The sequence below is a fragment of the Mesorhizobium sp. CO1-1-7 genome, from assembly GCF_020164885.1.
GTDB classification, from domain to species: Bacteria; Pseudomonadota; Alphaproteobacteria; order Rhizobiales; family Rhizobiaceae; genus Mesorhizobium; species Mesorhizobium australicum.
Map to the genome: position 1 here is coordinate 561,216 of NZ_JAIUHA010000002.1, position 19,969 is coordinate 581,184.

The window sequence follows — 19,969 nt, forward strand, 5'->3', positions numbered from 1 at the left end:
GTGTTGACGCCCCGAAGCCGATGACTGGCTCCTTTGAGCGCGCCCCCGGTTCCCTCCGGCGGCTGGTGGCAGGAGACTAGACAGGAGGTAAGCTCTTTTCAACCGAGTACTGATTGACCCTAAGTCAATCCCCATTGTCGAGAAAGCAACGGCTAAATTAGAGATTCGTTTTCAATCGACCGCACCCTTTGGTTGCACCCAGAGTTTTCGCTTTCTGCATGCGAATTTGGGCATGCTGGTGCCATGGTTCACCACCCCATTTTCGAGGCCCGAAGTCGCCGTTTCCGATCAGACAACTCGGGAACTTCAGCCGTCGAGTTCGCTTTGCTGTCACCGCTTTTCATTCTTCTTCTACTCGGAATGGTTGCATACGGCATCTATTTTGGCGCCGCCAATTCGATCCAACAAATTGCAGCCGACGCTGCCCGAACAGCCATCGCTGGGGTGAACCAGACCGAGCGGCAGACGCTCGTGGCCAGCTATCTCACCAACAATGCCGGCGGCTACCCCTTCGTGGACGCCAGCAAACTGACCTACCAGGCCAACGACAGCATCGCCGACGGAAGCCAGTTCGTGGTGTCCATCTCCTACGATGCCCGCAACCTGCCGATCTGGAACCTGTTCCCCGGCATAGCCATGCCAGGGACGACCATCAAGCGTCAGTCAACGATCAGGGTCGGGGGTATCTGAATGCTGCGGCGGGCGGGCAAGGGTATGGGTCGGCTTGCACGGTCGATGATGGGAGACAGGAAGGCGAACTTCGCCGTCATGACCGCATTGAGCGCGCCGGTTGCATTGGCGCTGGCAGCGGTGGCCATTGACGAAGCCTCCATCTATACCGAGCGCCGGGAAGCCCAGGCGATGGTCGACCTGGCGGCGATTACCGCCGCCTCGAACATCAACAACGTCAACACCGCGGTCGTCACCACACTGGCCGACAACGGCATGCCGGGCGTCGTCGTTCAAGCTTCGGGCCAGACCATTGCCCCGGCCACCGGCAAAACGGTGGTGACGGTCACGCAGGGCCGATATGCCTCATCGACCGCCAATGTCAGCCAGCGCTTCCAGGCGGGTGTGACGCCTTACAATGCCGTCCGCGTCACTTTGGCAAAGATTCCGAACCGCTATTTCGCAAGTTCGCTGATCCCCACTCCCGTCATCGGCACCCAGGCCACGGCCAGCATGACGCCGCTGGCGACGTTCTCGGTCGGATCGCGGTTGTTCAGCGTCAATGGCGGCATCCTCAACGCACTTTTGAGCGGACTTCTCGGCGGCAACATCTCGCTCAGCGTCATGGACTACAACGGGCTGATCTCGGCGGATGTGAGCGTGCTTTCCTTCATCAGTGCGCTCGCCACGCAACTGAACATCACGGCCGGTACCTATTCCGACGTTCTGGCATCGAAGGCGACGGTCGGCCAGATCGCTACCGCCATGGCCAATGTTCCCGGCCTCGGCAATACGGCCAAGGTCGCCCTGCAGACCATCGCCTCCAAATCGACCAGCACCGTCAAGATCCCGCTCAGCAGCCTTGTCGACCTTGGTTCGGTCGGCAGCCTGGGCCTCGGCCAACAGCCGTCCGGGCTTGGGGTAGACGCAAGCGCCATGGGCATGCTGACGGCAGCCGCCGTGCTCGCCAACGGTACCAACCAGGCCGCGATCGATCTCGGCGCCACCATCCCGGGGCTGCTCTCCACCAAACTCAGCATCGCCATCGGCGAGCCGATGCAGTCCTCGCCCTGGCTGGCGATCGATGGTATCGGCACTGTCGTGCGGACCGCCCAGACGCGCATCAAAGTAGCCGCGACAGTCGGCGGCGCAGGCGGCAATGTCGGTGGGGGCATTACTCTGGTGTCGGTCAACCTGCCACTGCATGTGGAAGTCGCCTACGCCGAAGCCAAACTCACCGACATAAGCTGTCCTACGGGTCCCGACAGCATCAAGGTCACCGTTTCTGCCCGCCCCGGTGTTGTGGAAGCGCATTTGGCCGACAGCAGTAGCTCCGGCTTTGCCGATTTCACCAAACCGGAATCGTTCTCCGACACTGAAATCGCAAAGGTCAGTCTTCTGATCAATCTACTTTCAGTGACGGGCTCAGCGGCATTTGAAATGGCCAACAACGCGCCGACCGCATTGACCTTCAACAAGGCCGACATCGACGCCAAAACGATAAAGACAGTCTCCACGCAAAACCTGACACAGTCTTTGACGACCTCCCTGATCACTGATCTGTCGCTGACGACCAATTTGCTGGGCTTGCCGCTGCTGAATCTGAATACCTTGCTTTCCACCGTGCGGCCGGCAGTGGTTGCGCTCTTGAACGGCGTGGCGGCGCCGGTCGACGAGTTGGTTTACAATTTGCTCGGAGCCCTTGGTGTGCGTGTCGGCCAGGCCGACGTGCGCGTCACCGGCGCGACCTGCGGCCGGGCGGTGCTCGTTCAGTAGGACCGCCTAGCCACAACCGAAGTGCCAATCAGTCGAGCCGACCGAGAAAGCAGCCGAGAGTTGGCAGCGAGAGGGTGTTTTCCTCGACAGAAGCGGTCCCGCCGAAGATAGCCGTGACGGGTCCGATATTACCCACCAACGGCAAGGTCGCCGGCTCCTCAGCGAAATTGAAGACACAGATCAACCTCTCCCCGCCACCTTCGCGGATGAAGGCGAGCACGTCGCCCTCGGTATCGAGAAAGCGGATCGAGCCGCCGACCAGCGCCGGATGCTGTTTGCGCAAGGCAAGCGCCGAGCGGTAGGCCAACAGCACCGATTGCTCGTCGCCGATCTGCGCATCGACAGCGCGGGCGCGATGGCTTGCCGGCACAGGCAGCCAGGGTTTTGCAGTGGAGAAGCCCGCATTGTCGGCGTCGGCCTCCCAGACCATCGGCGTGCGGCAACCATCCCTGCCCTTCACGCCGGGCCAGAAGCGGATGCCGACCGGATCGCGCAGATCCTCGTAGGCAAGCTCCGCCTCTTCAAGGCCGAGTTCCTCGCCCTGATAGAGGCAGATCGAGCCGCGCAAGCAGGCGAGCAGCATGATCGAGAATTTGGCCACAAGATCGGGATCGCCACCAGGCCGCATCCAGCGGCTGACATGGCGCACCACGTCATGGTTGGAAAACGCCCAACAAACCCAGCCGTCGGCCACCGCGCTTTCGAAGGCCTCGACGCAGCCACGCACATGCGCCGCCGAAAATTGCGAACCCAGCAGGTCGAAAGTGTAGCTCATCTGAAGCTTGTCGCCACCGGAGGTGTAGGCGGCGAGCGTCTGCAGCGAGCGGCCCTCGTCGCCGATTTCGCCGACGGCTGCGCGGTCGCCATATTCGTCGAGCAACGCGCGGAAGCGCCTGAGGAACGCCAGGTTTTCGGGCTGCGTCTTGTCGAACAGATGCTCCTGATAGAGGTAGGTGTTGGTCTCCGTGTTGGTGCCGGCGACGCTCGAGGCCAAGGGCGGATTGCCGCGCAGCCAGCGGTCGTGGACATAGTAATTGACCGTGTCGAGCCGGAAGCCGTCGACACCGCGATCGAGCCAGAACCGCACCGTGTCAAGCAACGCATCCTGGACTTCCGGGTTGTGGAAATTGAGGTCTGGCTGCGAGGCGAGGAAATTATGCATATAATATTGGCGGCGGGTCGCGTCCCATTCCCAGGACGGCCCCCCGAAGACCGACAGCCAGTTGTTGGGCGCGCCGCCGTCGGGCTTCGCATCGGCCCAGACGTACCAGTCGGCCTTGGCATTATCGCGGCTGGCCCGGCTTTCGATGAACCATTCATGCTTGTCGGATGAATGCGACAGCACCTGGTCGATGATGATCTTCAGGCCGAGCCGGTGGGCTTCGGCGACCAGCGCATCAAAATCGGCCAATGTGCCGAACATCGGGTCGACGTCGCGATAATCCGATACATCATAGCCCATGTCGGCCATCGGCGACTTGAAGAAGGGCGACAGCCAGACAGCGTCGACGCCGAGCGAGGCGATATAAGCGAGCCTTGACGTAATGCCGCCGAGATCGCCGCTGCCATCACCGGTCGTGTCCTGAAAAGAGCGCGGATAGACCTGGTAGATGACGCAGCCGCGCCACCATTCGGCTCCCTGCCCCAAACTCTCACCGGTCATCACGAACCCTTCCTGACGCCGCCGTTTCCGGTTCGGCTCTCGATCACGAAATTGACGCTGCGCCCCGGCAGCGGGCGCGCAAGGTCAGTCACGTGCGTTTCGATCGCCGGATGCCATCGAAAACCTTCCCGCGCCGGCAAGGTGAAGACGCATTGGCGGCGGTCGCCATTGATCAGGACGGCAAGCCTGCGTTCCTCGCCGCCAAGCAGCATGACGAGGCGATGCCGGCTGGTATCGTTCCAGTCGGTCGCGTCGAGCGGCTCACCGGTCTCGGTCAGCCAAGCGACGTCGGGAACGCCTGATTCCGCAATCGGTTCTCCGGTCAGGAAACGCGTGTCCGACAATGCGGGCACCGCCTGGCGAAGTGCCGCGAGTACGAATGCGTAACGCTCCAACTTCTGATCGCGGCCTGCCCAGTCAAGCCAGGTGGTGGGGTTGTCTTGTGCGTAGGCGTTGTTGTTGCCCTTCTGGGTGCGACCGAATTCATCGCCCGCGGTCAGCATGATGGTGCCGCGCGAGGCGAACAGCGTGGCGAGCAGAGCGCGCTGGTCGTCGAAACGGGCCTTGACGATTGCCGCGTCGTCCGTCTCGCCTTCGACGCCATTGTTCCAGGACAGGTTCTCGTTATGGCCGTCGCGGTCCTGCTCGCCATTGGCCGCGTTGTGCTTGCGCTCATAGGCGACGATGTCAGCCAGCGTCATGCCGTCATGGGCGGCGATAAAATTCACGCCGCGGCTTGCCGGCTCCCCTGCCCTGTTAAACACGTCGGACGAACCAGCAAGGCGCGTTGCGAGAGCACCGACCATGCCGGCATCGCCGCGCCAGAAGCGTCTGACATCGTCGCGATAGCGGTCGTTCCATTCAAGGAAAGGCGGCCGGAAATTGCCGAGTTGATAGCCGTTTGCCCCGATGTCCCAAGGCTCGGCGATCAGCACGCGGTCGTAAAGCACCGCATCATGGGTGATGGCCTGGAGCAGCGGCGCTTCCGGATCGAAGGCACCATCGACCCGGCCCAGCACCGGAGCCAGATCGAAACGGAAGCCGTCGACACCGGTCTGGCGAACGAAGTGACGAAGTGTGTCGAGCACCATTTCCCGCATCACCGGATGGTCGCAAGCGATCGTGTTGCCGGTGCCGGTGTCATTGACCAGCCCGCCATCCGGCCAGTGCCGATAGTAGGCCTTATTGTCGAGGCCGCGCAGCGAGAGCGTCGGCCCCAGCCTGTCGCTTTCGCCGGTGTGGTTGAAGACCAGGTCGAGAATGGTGCCGATGCCGGCCAGGCGCAACGCGGCGACCGTGTCCTGCAATTCCGTCAGGCCGCCGGGCACGAGGCGCGGGTCGAGCGCCATGAAGGTGACGGGATTATAGCCCCAGGCGTTGCTCAGGCCCAGCGGCGGCAGATGCCGCTCGTCGATGGAGGCCGTGATCGGCATCAGTTCCACGGCGGAGACGCCGAGCCTTTGCAGATGCTCGATGATGGCCGGATGGGCAAGAGCGGCGATCGTGCCGCGCTTTTCTTGCGGTAGATCCGGATGCAGCTTGGTGAAAGCGCGGACGTTCAGTTCGTAGATCAGGCCGCCCGGGCGAAACAGGGGCGGCAGGATCGGTGGAGCCGTGGGCGAGGCCTTGGTCACGGCCTTGGGCATCAGCGACGCGGTGTCGGCGCCCTCATTGCGCCGCGCGGCGAGCCGCCAGTGATAGGCGTAGGCCCGGTCGATTTCGACGGCGTAGGGATCGGTGAGCAACTTGTCGGGATCGAACCACAGCCCCCGCTCGGGCGCATAGTCGCCATCGGCGCGCAGGCCATAGCGCGCGCCCGCGGCCAGGCCGGAGACAAAGAGTGAATGGACGCCGTTGCCTTCCGACGCCAGCTCGAGACGATCGAGTTCGCGGTTTCCCTGCTCGTCAAAGATCGAAACCCAGAGCCGTCTTGCCGACGAGGACCATGCGGCGAAGCGGATGCCTTCGCTGGTGATGGTGGGGCCGAGCTGGGTCAAGAGCGCTCCACCGCCCTCAAGTAATGACGCTCGGCTTGTTGCGCCCGGTGTGGCTCTTGATCCCGGCAATGTCGTCGGCCGCCGAAATCAGGTCGGCGAGCGCCTCCTGCGTGTCGAGGTCGTGCCTCGACTTGTCCGGCTCGTAGCGCTCGATATAGACGCGCAAGGTCGCGCCAGACGTACCGGTGCCCGAAAGCCGAAAGACCACGCGCGAGCCGCCTTCGAACAGCACCCTTATGCCCTGGTGCTCGCTGGTCGAGCCGTCGACCGGGTCGTGGTAGGCGAAATCATCGGCATTGGCGATCTTCAGGCCGCGCACGCTGGTGCCCGGTAGCGAGCCGAGCTTGGCCCTGAGTTCGTCGACCAGCGCATTGGCGCGGTCGCTCTCAACCTCCTCATAATCATGGCGCGAATAGTAGTTGCGGCCATAGGTCTCCCAATGCTCGGTGACGATCTGCTTGCAGCTTTCGCCGCGCGCGGCGAGGATGTTGAGCCACAAGAGGACCGCCCACAGACCGTCCTTTTCGCGGACATGGTTGGAGCCGGTGCCGGCACTTTCCTCGCCGCAGATCGTCGCCATGCCGGCGTCGAGCAGATTGCCGAAGAACTTCCAGCCGGTCGGCGTCTCGTAAATCCCGACACCTAGCTTGTGAGCGACGCGGTCGGCCGCGCCACTGGTAGGCATCGAACGGGCGATGCCTTTCAGCCCATCCTTGTAGCCCGGCGCCAGCCGGGCATTGGCGGCGAGCATGGCGACCGAATCCGAAGGGGTGACGAAAATGCCCTTGCCGATGATCAGGTTGCGGTCTCCATCGCCATCGGAGGCGGCGCCGAAATCGGGCGCGTCCGGTCCCATCATCTCATCATAAAGGTGCTTGGCATGGACCAGGTTGGGGTCCGGGTGATGACCGCCGAAATCGGGCAGCGGCTTGAAATTGCGGCAGGTGCCGTTCGGTGCGCCGAGGCGGTGTTCGAGGATTTCCTTGGCGTAGGGCCCGGTCACCGCATGCATGGCGTCGAAGCGCATGCGGAAGCCCGACTTGAACAGTTTGCGCAGCGCATCGAAATCGAACAGGCTCTCCATCAACTCGGCATAGTCGGTAACCGGATCGATGATCTCGACGGTCATGCCGGCAGCCTCGACTGTCGCGACCGTATCGATGTCAATCGGGTCGATGTCGGCGATCTTGAAGCTCGAAATCGTCTTGGTCTTGGCAAAGATGGCGTCGGTCAGCTTTTCCGGCGCCGGGCCGCCATTGCCGGCATTGTACTTGATGCCGAAGTCCTCGTGCGGGCCGCCGGGATTGTGGCTAGCCGAGAGTATGATGCCGCCGAAGGTCTTGTATTTGCGGATGACATGCGAGGCCGCGGGCGTCGACAGGATGCCGCCCTGCCCGACCATCACCTTGCCGAAGCCATTGGCGGCCGCCATGGCGATGGCCTTCTGGATGACCTCCCGGTTATAGAAACGGCCGTCGCCACCGATCACCAGGGTCTTGCCCTTGAACCCGTCGAGCGCATCGAAAATCGACTGGATGAAGTTCTCGGCATAGTGCTCCTGCTGGAACACTGGCACCTTCTTGCGCAGCCCCGACGTGCCGGGCTTCTGGTCGGAATAGGGCTTGGTGGGAACGGTGCGTATCATGCTTCAGGCAACCCTTTTCGAAAGCAGCAGGCGATAGAGTTCGACGTATTTTTCGGCGCTTCGATCCCACGACACATCGGTCTTCATGCCTTGGCGCTGGATGGTTTCGAAGATTGCGGGACTGGCGTGGGCGTCGGCCAGGCGTCGGATCGCGTGCAGCAGCGCGCCACCATTGTTGGGGGCAAACTGGAAGCCGGTCGCCACGCCGGCGGCAAACGCTGCTTCATTGGCATCAATGATGGTGTCCGCCAGGCCGCCGGTGCGGGCGACGACCGGCACGCAGCCATAGCGCAGGCCGTAAAGCTGCGTCAGCCCGCAAGGCTCGAAGCGCGACGGGATGACAATGGCGTCGCAGCCGCCCTGCATGGTGTGCGACAGTCCCTCGTCATAGCCGACGACCACGCCGATGCGGCCACGATGGCGTGCGGCCGCGGCCAGCAGCGCGCCTTCGAGGCCGGCGTCGCCCGAGCCGAGGATGGCCAGCCTTGCGCCTGTCGCGACGATGCCGTCGACCACCGTCGCCAATATGTCCATGCCCTTCTGCCAGGTCAGGCGGCTGACGACGCAGACAATCGGACTGCCGTCGCGGTCGAGGCCGAAACGGTCCTCGACAGCGGCCCTGTTCGGCGCGCGGGCCTTCAACGTCTCGGCCGTATAAGTCGATACCAGATGCTTGTCGGTTGCCGGATCCCAGATGGCGGTGTCGATGCCGTTGACGATGCCATGGAGATCGCTGGAACGCATGTTGATAAGGCCGTCGAGGCCCATGCCGAATTCCGGCGAACGGATTTCCTGCGCATAGGTCGGGCTCACCGTGGTGATCGCCCAGGCGGCCTGCAGGCCAGCCTTGAGGAAGCCGACGCCGCCATAATATTCGACGCCATCAAGCGCCATCGCCGCGGCCGGCAGGCCGAGCTCGCCGAAAATGCCGGCCCCGAACTGGCCCTGGAAGGCGAGATTGTGGACGGTCATCATCGATGGCGTGCCGACCGCCTTGCCATAGCGCATATAGGCCAGCGTCATCGCCGACTGCCAGTCATGGGCATGGACGATGTCGGGGAGGTAGCCCGAGATGGCGCCCCCGGCGATATCGGCGCCGGCCTGGCTCAGCGCCGCGAAGCGCCGCCAATTGTCCGGCCAGTCCGCGCCCGAGGCGTTACCATAGGGGCCGCCGGGGCGGTCGAACAGATGCGGCGCGTCGAGCACGAACAAATCGAGCCCGGCGACCTGGACGGCATGGACCGCGGCCTTGCCGCCTTGCAGCAAGGGATACTGATAGACGGCCTTCTTTTTCTTGAAGGCGCTCATCACCACAGGAAAGCCCGGAACGAGCGTACGCATGGCCACGCCCTTGGCCGCGAGCGCGATGGGCAGCGCCCCGGTCACGTCGGCAAGCCCGCCGGTCTTGATCAGCGGGAAGATTTCGGGAGTGACCGACAGAACCTGCATGCGCTTAACGATCCGCTTCCCATCCATGCCGCCCAACCGTGTGCGGTTTGGACCACGACATGCACAAAACACCCTAAAGTGACAGCTTGTTGATCACCTGTTCAGGTTGACAACTTGTTGATCATGTCCTGTGTGATCAGGCAGATACCCTTTTCCGAAACCCGGAAGCGCTTGGCGTCGAGGACGGGATCCTCGCCGACCACCAGCCCTTCGGGTATCCTTACGCCGTGGTCGATGACGACGCGCTTCAACTTTGCGTTCCGGCCGACATGAACGTCGGGCAGCATGACAACCTCTTCCAGCGTCGAATAGGAATTGATGCGCGCGCCGGTGAAGATCAGGCTTTTCTTCAGCGAAGCGCCCGAGACGATGCAATCGCCCGACACCAGTGACGAAATGGCGGAACCGCGCCTGCCGTCCTCGTCATGCACGAACTTTGCCGGCGGCTTCAGTTCGGCATAGGTCCAGATCGGCCAATCGCGGTCGTAGAGGTCGAGTTCCGGCGTCACGTCGGTCAGGTCGATGTTGGCCTCCCAATAAGCGTCGACCGTGCCGACATCGCGCCAGTAGGCCTCGTTCTCGGCGGTCGAACGCACGCAGGACTTGGTGAAGCGGTGCGCGATCGCCTTACCGTGCGTGACGATATAGGGGATGATGTCCTTGCCGAAGTCGCGGCTGGAGCCCGGCTCGGCGGCGTCGCGGCGCAGTTGCTCCATCAGGAACTTGGTCTTGAAGACGTAGATGCCCATCGAGGCCAAGGCGAATTCCGGGTTACCCGGAATGCCGGGCGGGTCGGCCGGCTTTTCGACGAAGGCGATGATGTTGTCCTTGGCATCGACATGCATGACGCCGAAGCCGGTCGCTTCCAAGCGCGGCACTTCGAGGCAGCCGACCGTGACATCGGCGCCGGCATCGACATGCTGGCGCAGCATCATCTCGTAGTCCATCTTGTAGATGTGATCGCCGGCCAGGATTACCATGTATTCCGGGCCATAGGCCTCGATGATATCGATGTTCTGGTAGACGGCGTCCGCCGTGCCCTCATACCACTGCGTTTCCGACACACGCTGGCTGGCCGGCAGGATGTCAAAACTCTCGTTTCGTTCGGGCCGCAGGAAGTTCCAGCCGCGCTGCAGGTGGCGGATCAGCGAATGCGCCTTGTATTGGGTGGCGACGCCGAGGCGGCGGATGCCGGAGTTGAGCGCATTGGAGAGCGCGAAATCGATGATGCGCGTCTTGCCGCCGAAATAGACCGCGGGCTTGGCGCGCCGGTCGGTCAGTTCCTTGAGGCGGCTGCCGCGCCCGCCGGCCAACACGTAGGCCATGGCGTCGCGGGCCAGCGGCTGGGTTCTCTTCAAGTCTGCCATTTATACCCTCCCAAGTTACTCGTATCGATGCGCTAACCAGTCTTAACGAGTTCAGTCGGCAGCGAGTTCAAGCATGATCGTCGACAGCGGAGGCAAGAGCATCGTTGCCGAGATGCCCTTGCCCTCCGCCCTTGCCTCGACCATGCCGCCATTGCCCATGCCGGAGCCGCCATATTCGGAAGCGTCGGTGTTGATGATCTCGCGCCATTTGCCGGCCTTCGGCAGCGGCACACGATAATTGTCGCGCGGCACCGGTGTGAAATTGGAGATGACGGCGACCGGATCGCCGCCGGGAGCGCTGCGCACCCAGGCGAAAACCGAATTCTGGCTGTCGTCGACGATCAGCCAGGAAAACCCTTCAGGCTCGCAGTCGCGGCCATGCAGGGCCGGGCGTGAACGATAGAGATAGTTGAGGTCGCGCACCGTCTGCCAGACCCCGCGATGCGGGCGGAAATCGAGCAGGTCCCAATCAAGCGCGCGCGCTTCGCTCCATTCGCGGCGCTGCGCGAATTCCTGGCCCATGAACAGCAGCTTCTTGCCGGGATAACCCCACATGAAGCCGTAATAGGCACGCAAGGTCGCGAATTTCTGCCAGTCGTCGCCGGCCATCTTGCCCAGCAGCGTGCCTTTGCCGTGCACGACCTCGTCATGCGAGAGCGGCAGCACGAAATTCTCCGAGAAGGCGTAGGTCAGGCCGAAGGTCAGCTCGTTGTGGTGATGCTTGCGGAAAATCGGCTCCTTGGAAAAATACTCCAGCGTGTCGTGCATGAAGCCCATGTTCCATTTGAAGCCGAAGCCCAGCCCGCCTTCATGGACAGGCGCCGAGACCTTTGGCCATGACGTCGATTCCTCGGCGATGGTCATGACGCCCGGATGGTGGCCGTACACCTCCTTGTTCATCTTCTGCAGGAAGCTGACCGCCTCGAGGTTTTCGCGCCCACCCTTCTCATTGGGGATCCATTCGCCGGCCTTGCGCGAATAGTCGAGGTAGAGCATCGAGGCGACCGCATCGACGCGAAGACCGTCGACATGGTATTTTTCGGCCCAGAACAGCGCGTTGTTGACCAGGAACGACACCACCTCGCGGCGGCCGAAATTGTAGATCGCGGTGTTCCAGTCCGGATGGAAGCCCTTGCGCGGGTCGGCATGCTCGTAGAGCGCGGTGCCGTCGAAATGGACCAGGCCGTGCTCGTCGACAGGAAAATGCGCCGGCACCCAGTCGAGGATGACGCCGACGCCGGCACGGTGGGCGCCGTCGACAAAGCGGGCAAAGCCGTCCGGATCGCCGAAGCGGGCCGATGGCGCGTAGAGGCCGGTTGTCTGGTAACCCCAGGAGGGGTCATAGGGATGCTCGGAGATCGGCAGGAATTCAATATGGGTGAAACCGGTCTCGATTACATAGGGGATCAGCCGGTCGGCCAGTTCATCCCATGACAGGAAGGAGCCGTCATCGCCAAGCTGCCAGGACCCGGCGTGGACCTCGTAGATCGAGATGGCCTCGCGGCGAGGGTCGGCGTTGCGCCAGAAATTGCGATGCGCCTCGTCACCCCATGCATGCGCCGGCGGCACCGCGGTCACCGAGGCGGTTGCCGGGCGCAGCTCTGATTTGAAGGCGAACGGATCGGCCTTCAGCGGCAACCGCACGCCATCGGGACCGATGATTTCATATTTATAGGGCCGGCCGGCACCGATATCGGGAATGAACAGCTCCCAGATGCCGGTGTCGCGACGGTCGCGCATCGTATGCTGGCGGCCGTCCCAGTCGTTGAAATCACCGACCACCGAAACGCGCCTGGCATTTGGGGCCCATACAGCGAAATGCACGCCGGACGCGCCTTCGTGCTCGATGACATGCGCGCCAAGCTTGTCGAACAGCCTGAGATGCGAACCCTCGGCGATGTAGTAATCGTCCATCGGACCGAGTACCGGACCGAACGAATAGGGGTCGGTCAGCCACCAGTCGCCGCCGGCATTGCGGGCGTGGTAGCGCAGCGGCTGGCGCTTCTTGATCGACAGCTTGCCTTCGAAGAAACCGGCCTCGTCGCGCCTGGTCAATTCGCCGACCTCGACGCCGGTCAGGGTGTAGGCCGTAACCGACTGCGCGTGCGGAACGAAGCAGCGTGCGAACAGGCTCTTGCCGGCCTCCTGGACACCGAGAACCGCAAAGGGATTGCCGTGCGTACCGGCGACAATCGCCTCGACATCGCTGGCTGGCGCCAGTCCGTCCGGCCCGCTTGTCGCAGCGGTCGCGCGCGGCTTCCTCATCAGGCGGTCGCCCTCCCCGGGCACCAAGTGTTTGTTTTTGCGGCCATCGTTCGTGGCCTTATGCAATCATATCAGACGGGTACGTTCCAGATTTCTTTCGCATATTGACGGATCGTGCGATCGGAGGAGAACCAGCCGACGCGCGCGACGTTGCGGATGGCGCGCGCGTACCAGTCCGGGCTGTTGCGCCAGACAGCGTCCACCTCGCGCTGACAAGCGGCATAGGCGTCGAAATCCGCCGCGACCATGAACCAGTCGCTGTCATAGAGGCCATTGATGAGGTCGCGGTAGCGATTGGGATCATCGGGCGAGAAGACGCCCGATGAAACGGCCGCAACCGCCTGCGCCAGTTCGGGCGATGCCTCGATGACGCCGCGCGGATTGTAGCCATTGTTGCGCCGCTCGGCGACTTCTTCGGTGGTGAGGCCGAAGATGAAGATATTGTCGTCGCCGACATGCTCCTTGATCTCGACATTGGCGCCGTCGAGCGTGCCGATGGTCAGCGCGCCGTTCAGCGCGAACTTCATGTTGCCCGTGCCGGAGGCTTCCATGCCGGCGGTCGAGATCTGCTCGGAAAGATCGGCGGCTGGCATCAGCACCTCGGCCAGGCTGACATTGTAGTTCGGCACGAACACGACCTTCAGCAGGCCGCGCACCGAAGGGTCGCTGTTGATCACCCTGGCGACGTCGTTGGCCAGTTTGATGATCAGCTTGGCGTTATGGTAGCTGGGCGCGGCCTTGCCGCCGAAGAATTTCACGCGTGGCATCCAGTCGCGTTCGGGATGCGAACGGATCTGGTCATAGAGCGCGATCGCTTCGAGGATGTTGAGCAGCTGGCGCTTGTATTCGTGGATACGCTTGACCTGAATGTCGAAGAGCGCCGAAGGGTCGAGCTTGATGCCAAGGCGATCGGCGACCAGATTGGCAAGCCTCACCTTGTTCTGGCGTTTCACGGCGGCGAATTTTTCGCGAAAGGCGGTGTCGTCGGCTAAGGGATCAAGCCCTTTGATCGCTTCGATGTCATCCATGAAGCGGTCGCCGATCGCCTCGCGGGCAAGCGCGGTGAGGCCTGGATTGCACTGGATGAGCCAGCGCCGCGGCGTGATGCCGTTGGTCTTGTTGTTGATGCGATCGGGATAAAGTTTGTGGAGGTCGGCGAAGACCGTCTCCTTCATCAACTCGGTGTGCAGCGCCGACACGCCATTGATCGAATGCGAGCCGACAAAGGCCAAATTGCCCATGCGCACCCTGCGGTCGCCATTCTCCTGGATAAGCGAGATACGGCTGATCTGCTCGTCCGAGAACTGATCGGTGGCGCGGGCTTCGAGCAGCACCTGCGCGTTGATGGCGTAGACGATCTGCATGTGGCGGGGCAAAAGCCTCTCGAACAGCGGCACGGGCCAGCTTTCCAGTGCCTCTGGCAACAGCGTGTGGTTGGTGTAGCCGAAGGTGCGCTTGGTGACATCCCAGGCGAGATCGAAATCCACGCCATGGACATCCATCAAGAGCCGCATGAGCTCGGGCACGGCGATCGCCGGATGGGTGTCGTTGAGGTGGATCGCCGCCTTGTCGGGCAGAGACTTGAGATCGCCATATTGGCTGAGATGGCGCTGCAGGATGTCCTGCAGCGAAGCGGTGGAGAAGAAGTATTCCTGGCGAAGCCTGAGTTCCTGGCCGGCCATGTGGGAATCGGCTGGATAGAGCACCCGCGACAGTGCATCGGCCTTGTTGCTTTCGGCCAGCGCCCCGATGTGGTCGCCGGCGTTGAACTTGTCGAGCCGGATCGGGTCGATCGGCATGCCGGACCAAAGGCGCAGCGTGTTGACGCGCTTGGCCCGCCAGCCAGCCACGGGCGTGTCATAGGCGACCGCAAGCACATGCTCCCTCGGCTTCCAGACGTGGCGTTCGAGGCGGCCGTCCTTCGAGGTGATCGATTCGACCGAACCACCGAAACCGACTTCGAAGGAGCGCTCGCGCCGCTCGAATTCCCAGGGGTTGCCGTGGTCAAGCCAGGTCTCGGGCAACTCGACCTGCCAGCCATCGTGGATTTCCTGGCGGAACATGCCGTTGGCATAGCGGATGCCGTAGCCATGCGCGGGGATGTCGACGGTGGCCATGCTTTCCATGAAGCAGGCGGCGAGCCGGCCAAGGCCGCCATTGCCGAGGGCCGCGTCCGGTTCCAGCGCCGCGATCAGGTCGAGATCGACGCCGAGCGACGACAGCGCCTCACGCATGTTCTCCATCAGGCCGAGGTTGGAAAAGGCGTCGCGCATCAGACGCCCAATCAGGAATTCGAGCGACAGGTAATAAACGCGCTTTTCCTGTTGGTCGTAGGCTTCCTTGGTCGCCTGCATCCAATGGTCGACGACGCGGTCGCGCACGACCTTGATCGTGGCGGTCAGCCAGTCGTACTGGGTCGCGACGGTGGTGTCCTTGCCGACCCGGTACTTGAGCGACATCAAGACTTCTTCAGCAAGCGTCTTGGGATCGGGATTGTCGAGAGCGGGGGCTTCGATCGTCATGGCGGATGTCATATCGCCTCTCGTTCGGTTTGGCCTGATCATACCGGCTTTCACCGTTTCTCCCAGCCCACCCTAGTGCATTGCAACATCTTTTCAATCGATTTAGAGAACGCCGTCATCTACTTACCCTGCGGCAAGTTGGCAGTCAGGCCGCCAATGCCGCCTCCGGGGGTGTTTTTGCCCCGGTCATGAAGGCAACGGCGTCGGACATCGTATATTGCTTGGGGTCGATGACGCACAGTCGACGGCCCAGACGGTGGATGTGGATACGGTCCGCCACCTCGAAGACGTGCGGCATGTTGTGCGAGATGAGCACGATCGGCAGGCCGCGCTTCTTCACGTCGAGGATCAGTTCAAGCACGCGGCGGCTCTCCTTGACGCCGAGCGCCGCCGTCGGCTCGTCCATGATGACCATCTTCGACCCGAAGGCGGCGGCCCGGGCCACCGCCACGCCCTGGCGTTGGCCGCCCGACAGGGTCTCCACCGCCTGGCTGATGTTCTGGATGGTCATCAAGCCTAGTTCGGTGAGCTTGTCGCGGGCACGCTTTTCCATTGCCGGACGGTCCAGCATGCGAAGCCACTGGCCGACGAAGCCGGGTTTGCGGATCTCGCGGCCAAGGAACATATTGTCGGCAATCGAAAGCGCCGGCGACAAGGCCAGGTTCTGGTAGACGGTTTCGATGCCGGCTTCACGGGCTTCCATGGGCGACCTGAAGGAGACGGGTTTGCCTTCAAGCCGGATTTCGCCTTCGTCCGGCACGGCCGCGCCGGAAATCGCCTTGATGAGCGACGACTTGCCGGCGCCGTTGTCGCCGATGACGGCAAGGATTTCGCCGGGGTAAAGGTCGAAATCGGCATTGTCGAGAGCGGTGACGCGGCCATAGCGCTTGACCAGTCCACGTGCTGTGAGGATGGGTTCCTGGGTCATGCCGAAACCTTTCTGATCCATTGGTCGATGGCGACGGCGCCGATGATCAGTACGCCGGTAAGCAGCACTTTCCATTGCGGATCGGCGCCGAGCATGTTGAGGCCCATCGAGACGACGCCGACGATCATCGCGCCGAACAGCGTGCCGAGGATGGAGCCGCGGCCGCCGAAGAGAGAAATACCGCCGATCACGGTCGCGGTGATCGCCTGCAGATTGTAGTCGGTAACAGCGGCGGACGGCGAGATCGAGCCGTTGCGGCCGATGGAGACCCAGGCCGCGAAAGCGGCGATCAGCCCGGCAAGGGTGTAGACCGTCATCAGCACCTTCTTTGTCTGGATACCCGACAGCTTCGCCGCCTCCTGGTCGTCGCCGACGGCGTAGACATGACGACCCCATGCGGTGTGGTTGAGCACGTACCAAAGAACCAGCACGAGCACGACCGTGGCGATGACGCCGAGCGTCAGCACCGCCGTGCCTACCTTGAAGCTCAGGGCAAACAGGTGCAGCAGCGGTGCCTGGTTGTCGACGTCGGTGTCGCGGATCGTCTCATTGGCCGAATAGATAAAGTTCGTGGCCATGACGATGTTCCAGGTGCCAAGCGTCACGATGAAGGGCGGCAGCTTCATATGGGCGACCAGCAGCCCGTTCAGCAGCCCGCAAGCCGCACCGGCGGCAAGTCCGATCGCCACGGCGAGCACGCTCGGCATGCCGTAGCTGACCGCGCAATTGCCCATGATCACGGCCGATATCACCATGATCACCCCGATCGACAGGTCGATGCCGGCGGTCAGGATGACCAGTGTCTGCGCGGCCCCGAGAATGCCGACGATGGCGATCTGCTGCAGGATCAGCGTCAGCGTGTAGGACGAGAAGAACCGCCCCCCGATCGTGATGCCGAAGATGATGATCGACAAAAGCAGCACGATCAGCGGCACCGCCGCCGGCGTCGAATGCAGAAAATGCTGGATGCGCTTGACGGCTGATTTGTGCTCGTCAAAGGCGGCTACACTTGTATCGCTGGCCGAGAGAACCTTCTCGAATTCCTGAGCTTGAGCCATGTTTCCTCCCCGTAGGGCTTCAGCCACGCGCTGACGCCGTCCACGCCTTCCGGTCTGTCGCCGGGATTATTCGCGTTTACAGTGATGCATCGTCCACCCGATGCGGCCGGGGATCAAGTCCCCCGGCCGCATCGGTTCCGTTGCCGGTCAGGCCAGTATCAGCCCCAGCACTTGGCGAGGCCTTCCTTGGTGTCGATGGACTTGACGCCCGTCGCCGGCTTGTCGGTGACGAGGTTGACGCCGGTGTCGAAGAAGTTCTTGCCCTCGGTCGGCTTCGGCTTGGTGCCGTCCTTGGCGAAAGCGGCGATCGCCTCGATGCCGAGCGCGGCCATCTGCAGCGGATATTGCTGCGAGGTGGCGCCGATGACGCCTTCGGCTACCGACTTCACGCCGGGGCAACCGCCGTCGACCGAGACGATCAGCACCTGGCTTTCGAGGCCGACAGCCTTGAGCGCCTGGTAGGCACCGACCGCGGCCGGCTCATTGATGGTGTGGATGACGGTGATGGTGTTGTCCTTCTGCAGAAGGTTTTCCATCGCCTTGCGGCCGCCTTCCTCGTTACCGTTCGTCACATCATGGCCAACGATGCGCGGATCGGTCTCATCGCCGATCTTGTTGGGATCCTTCACGTCGATGCCGTAGCCCATCATGAAGCCCTGGTCGCGCAGAACGTCCACGGTCGGCTGCGAGGGTGTCAGGTCGAGGAAGCCGATCTTGGCGTCCTTGGCCTTGTCACCGAGCGTGGCGGCGGCCCAGGCGCCGATCAGCTTGCCGGCCTCCAGATTGTCGGTGGCGAAGGTCGCGTCGGCGGCGTCGATCGGATCGAGCGGCGTGTCCAGCGCAATCACCAGCAGGCCCGCATCGCGCGCCTTCTTCACCGTCGGCACGATGCCCTTGGTGTCGGACGCGGTGATCAAAATGCCCTTGGCGCCGTCGGCGATGCAGCTTTCGATCGCCGCCACCTGGCTCTCGCTGTCACCGTCGATCTTGCCCGCATAGGTCTTGAGATCGACACCAAGTTCCTTGGCCTTGGCGGTCGCGCCCTCCTTCATCTTGACGAAGAACGGATTGGTGTCGGTCTTGGTGATCAGGCAGGCGCCGACGCCGGCTGCGGACGCAGACGAAGCGAACGCCATCAGACCCAGCGCGGCCGCCGCGAAAACGGTGGACTTCAACAGTTTTGTATTGGTCACGATTTCCTCCCAGTGGAACATTTTCGAATGCCGGCCAACCGGCACCCGCACGGCATCCAGGCGACTTCTCCCAGCGCGGATGCCCTCTCAAGGAACACCACGCCAGGGCATCTGTCAATAATTAAATCACTCTTATTTATTATTGACAGCCTTGCGTCGTTCACTCATTCTGACCCAAAAGCATTGTGGGGAAACGACGGGAGGAACAGGGTGGAGACGGCCACTGCGAGGCATGGTTCGCCCGAAGCGAACGAGAGCCTCATTCACCGCGGCACCAACCAGAGTGGCATGCGCGACCACAACGAGCGCCTGGTGCTTTCGCTGGTGCGCCAGCACGGCAGTCTGGCGAAGTCCGACATTGCCCGGATGACCGGACTTTCAGCGCAGACGGTCTCGGTCATCATGCGCGAACTGGAGGAAGAAAGCCTGCTCGTGCGCCAGGCGCCGTTGCGCGGCAAGATCGGCCAGCCCTCGATCCCCATGGCACTCAACCCCGAAGGCGCCTTCTTCATCGGCCTCAAGATCGGCCGCCGCAGCGCCGAACTCGTGCTGATCGATTTCCTCGGACAGGTGCGCGCGATGCTGCAGCATTCCTACCGCTACCCTGCCCCACGCGAGACGGTCGAGTTCGTCACGTTAGGCATGAAGACGATGCGCGGCGAGCTGACGCCGGCACAGGACAAGCGCATCGCCGGACTTGGCATCGCCATGCCTTTCGAGCTCTGGAACTGGGCCGACACCGCCGGCGCGCCGCGCGACGTGATGGACGAATGGCGCCATCGTGACATCAGGACCGACATCCAGGCGCAATGCGATTTTCCGGTTTATCTGCAGAACGATGCCACCTCCGCCTGCGGCGCCGAACTGGTCTTCGGCCAGACAGGCGCGGCGCGGGATTTCGTCTATTTCTACATCGGCGCCTTTGCCGGCGGCGGCATCGTGCTCAACGGCCGGCTGTTTGGCGGGCCGACCGGCAATGCCGGCGCGCTCGGCTCCATGCCTGTGCCGGGGCCGGATGGAAAACCGACCCAGCTGATCGACGTGGCCTCGATCGCCATGCTCGAAAAAACACTCAACGCGCGTGGCGTCGAGGCCTCGTATCTGTGGACCTCACCCGAGGATTGGGGGGAGATCGGCGCCGCGCTCGACGAGTGGATCGCCAGCGCCTCGCAGGCGCTCGCTTACGCCATCGTGGCAGCGTCCTCGGTCATCGATTTCGAAGCCGCGGTGATCGACGGCTGGATGCCGAAGGCCGTGCGCCAGAGGCTGGTCGAGGCGGTCGTAACGGCAATCGGCGCGATCGACGGCGAAGGGCTGAAACTTCCGGCCGTCCGGGAGGGAAGCGTGGGTATCCATGCCCGGGCGCTCGGCGGCGCCAGCCTGCCGCTTTCCGAACGCTTCCTGATCGGTTCGACGACGATCTCCAGGGGCGCGTGA

13 protein-coding genes are annotated in these 19,969 nt (G+C 62.8%); 3 read left to right on the forward strand and 10 right to left on the reverse strand.

From position 1 onward, the window contains the following. Window positions 1–243 precede the first annotated feature (243 nt). On the forward strand, window positions 244–690 hold the full coding sequence (locus LB516_RS06225; RefSeq protein ID WP_140618623.1) for a TadE/TadG family type IV pilus assembly protein: 447 nt from the start codon (window positions 244–246) through the stop codon (window positions 688–690). Further along, entirely contained in the window at window positions 691–2,445 is a 1,755-nt protein-coding gene (locus LB516_RS06230; protein ID WP_224719136.1) for a TadG family pilus assembly protein, read from the forward strand. A gap of 28 nt (window positions 2,446–2,473) precedes the next feature. Here LB516_RS06230 and LB516_RS06235 read toward each other — a convergent pair whose 3' ends face one another. The 10 genes from LB516_RS06235 to LB516_RS06280 all read right to left on the reverse strand — a co-directional run bounded on the left by LB516_RS06235 (window position 2,474) and on the right by LB516_RS06280 (window position 18,475). Next, the gene (locus LB516_RS06235) at window positions 2,474–4,108 is read right to left on the reverse strand and encodes an alpha-glucosidase family protein (RefSeq protein WP_224719137.1); all 1,635 of its coding nucleotides are present in this window, start codon (window positions 4,106–4,108) and stop codon (window positions 2,474–2,476) included. Further along, window positions 4,108–6,105 (reverse strand): glycogen debranching protein GlgX, encoded by a 1,998-nt coding sequence (gene glgX / locus LB516_RS06240; protein WP_224719138.1) that lies wholly within the window; start codon window positions 6,103–6,105, stop codon window positions 4,108–4,110. Before glgX ends, LB516_RS06235 begins: the two co-directional genes overlap by 1 nt. A gap of 16 nt (window positions 6,106–6,121) precedes the next feature. Further along, on the reverse strand, window positions 6,122–7,750 hold the full coding sequence (locus LB516_RS06245) for an alpha-D-glucose phosphate-specific phosphoglucomutase (RefSeq protein ID WP_224719139.1): 1,629 nt from the start codon (window positions 7,748–7,750) through the stop codon (window positions 6,122–6,124). A gap of 3 nt (window positions 7,751–7,753) precedes the next feature. After that, window positions 7,754–9,199: a glycogen synthase GlgA gene (gene glgA, locus LB516_RS06250; RefSeq protein ID WP_140726612.1), complete on the reverse strand. Its 1,446-nt coding sequence runs from the start codon at window positions 9,197–9,199 to the stop codon at window positions 7,754–7,756. A 101-nt stretch (window positions 9,200–9,300) separates the two neighbouring features. After that, window positions 9,301–10,566 carry a glucose-1-phosphate adenylyltransferase gene (glgC, locus tag LB516_RS06255; RefSeq protein ID WP_224719140.1) on the reverse strand — a complete coding sequence of 422 codons (1,266 nt, stop codon included), beginning with the start codon at window positions 10,564–10,566 and terminating at the stop codon, window positions 9,301–9,303. 51 nt (window positions 10,567–10,617) lie between these two features. Then, complete coding sequence (glgB, locus tag LB516_RS06260; RefSeq protein ID WP_140788234.1) at window positions 10,618–12,831, reverse strand: 1,4-alpha-glucan branching protein GlgB; 2,214 nt, start codon at window positions 12,829–12,831, stop codon at window positions 10,618–10,620. 71 nt (window positions 12,832–12,902) lie between these two features. Further along, window positions 12,903–15,365, reverse strand: a complete 2,463-nt coding sequence (locus LB516_RS06265; RefSeq protein ID WP_224719141.1) for a glycogen/starch/alpha-glucan phosphorylase — start codon at window positions 15,363–15,365, stop codon at window positions 12,903–12,905. 133 nt (window positions 15,366–15,498) lie between these two features. Further along, window positions 15,499–16,281: an ATP-binding cassette domain-containing protein gene (locus LB516_RS06270; RefSeq protein ID WP_224719142.1), complete on the reverse strand. Its 783-nt coding sequence runs from the start codon at window positions 16,279–16,281 to the stop codon at window positions 15,499–15,501. Beyond that, window positions 16,278–17,339, reverse strand: a complete 1,062-nt coding sequence (locus LB516_RS06275) for an ABC transporter permease (protein ID WP_224719143.1) — start codon at window positions 17,337–17,339, stop codon at window positions 16,278–16,280. The genes LB516_RS06270 and LB516_RS06275 overlap by 4 nt, the downstream gene beginning before the upstream one ends. A gap of 158 nt (window positions 17,340–17,497) precedes the next feature. After that, complete coding sequence (locus LB516_RS06280; RefSeq protein ID WP_411969383.1) at window positions 17,498–18,475, reverse strand: sugar ABC transporter substrate-binding protein; 978 nt, start codon at window positions 18,473–18,475, stop codon at window positions 17,498–17,500. 267 nt (window positions 18,476–18,742) lie between these two features. Between LB516_RS06280 and LB516_RS06285 the strand changes: the two genes are divergently transcribed. Beyond that, on the forward strand, window positions 18,743–19,969 hold the full coding sequence (locus LB516_RS06285; RefSeq protein ID WP_224719144.1) for an ROK family protein: 1,227 nt from the start codon (window positions 18,743–18,745) through the stop codon (window positions 19,967–19,969).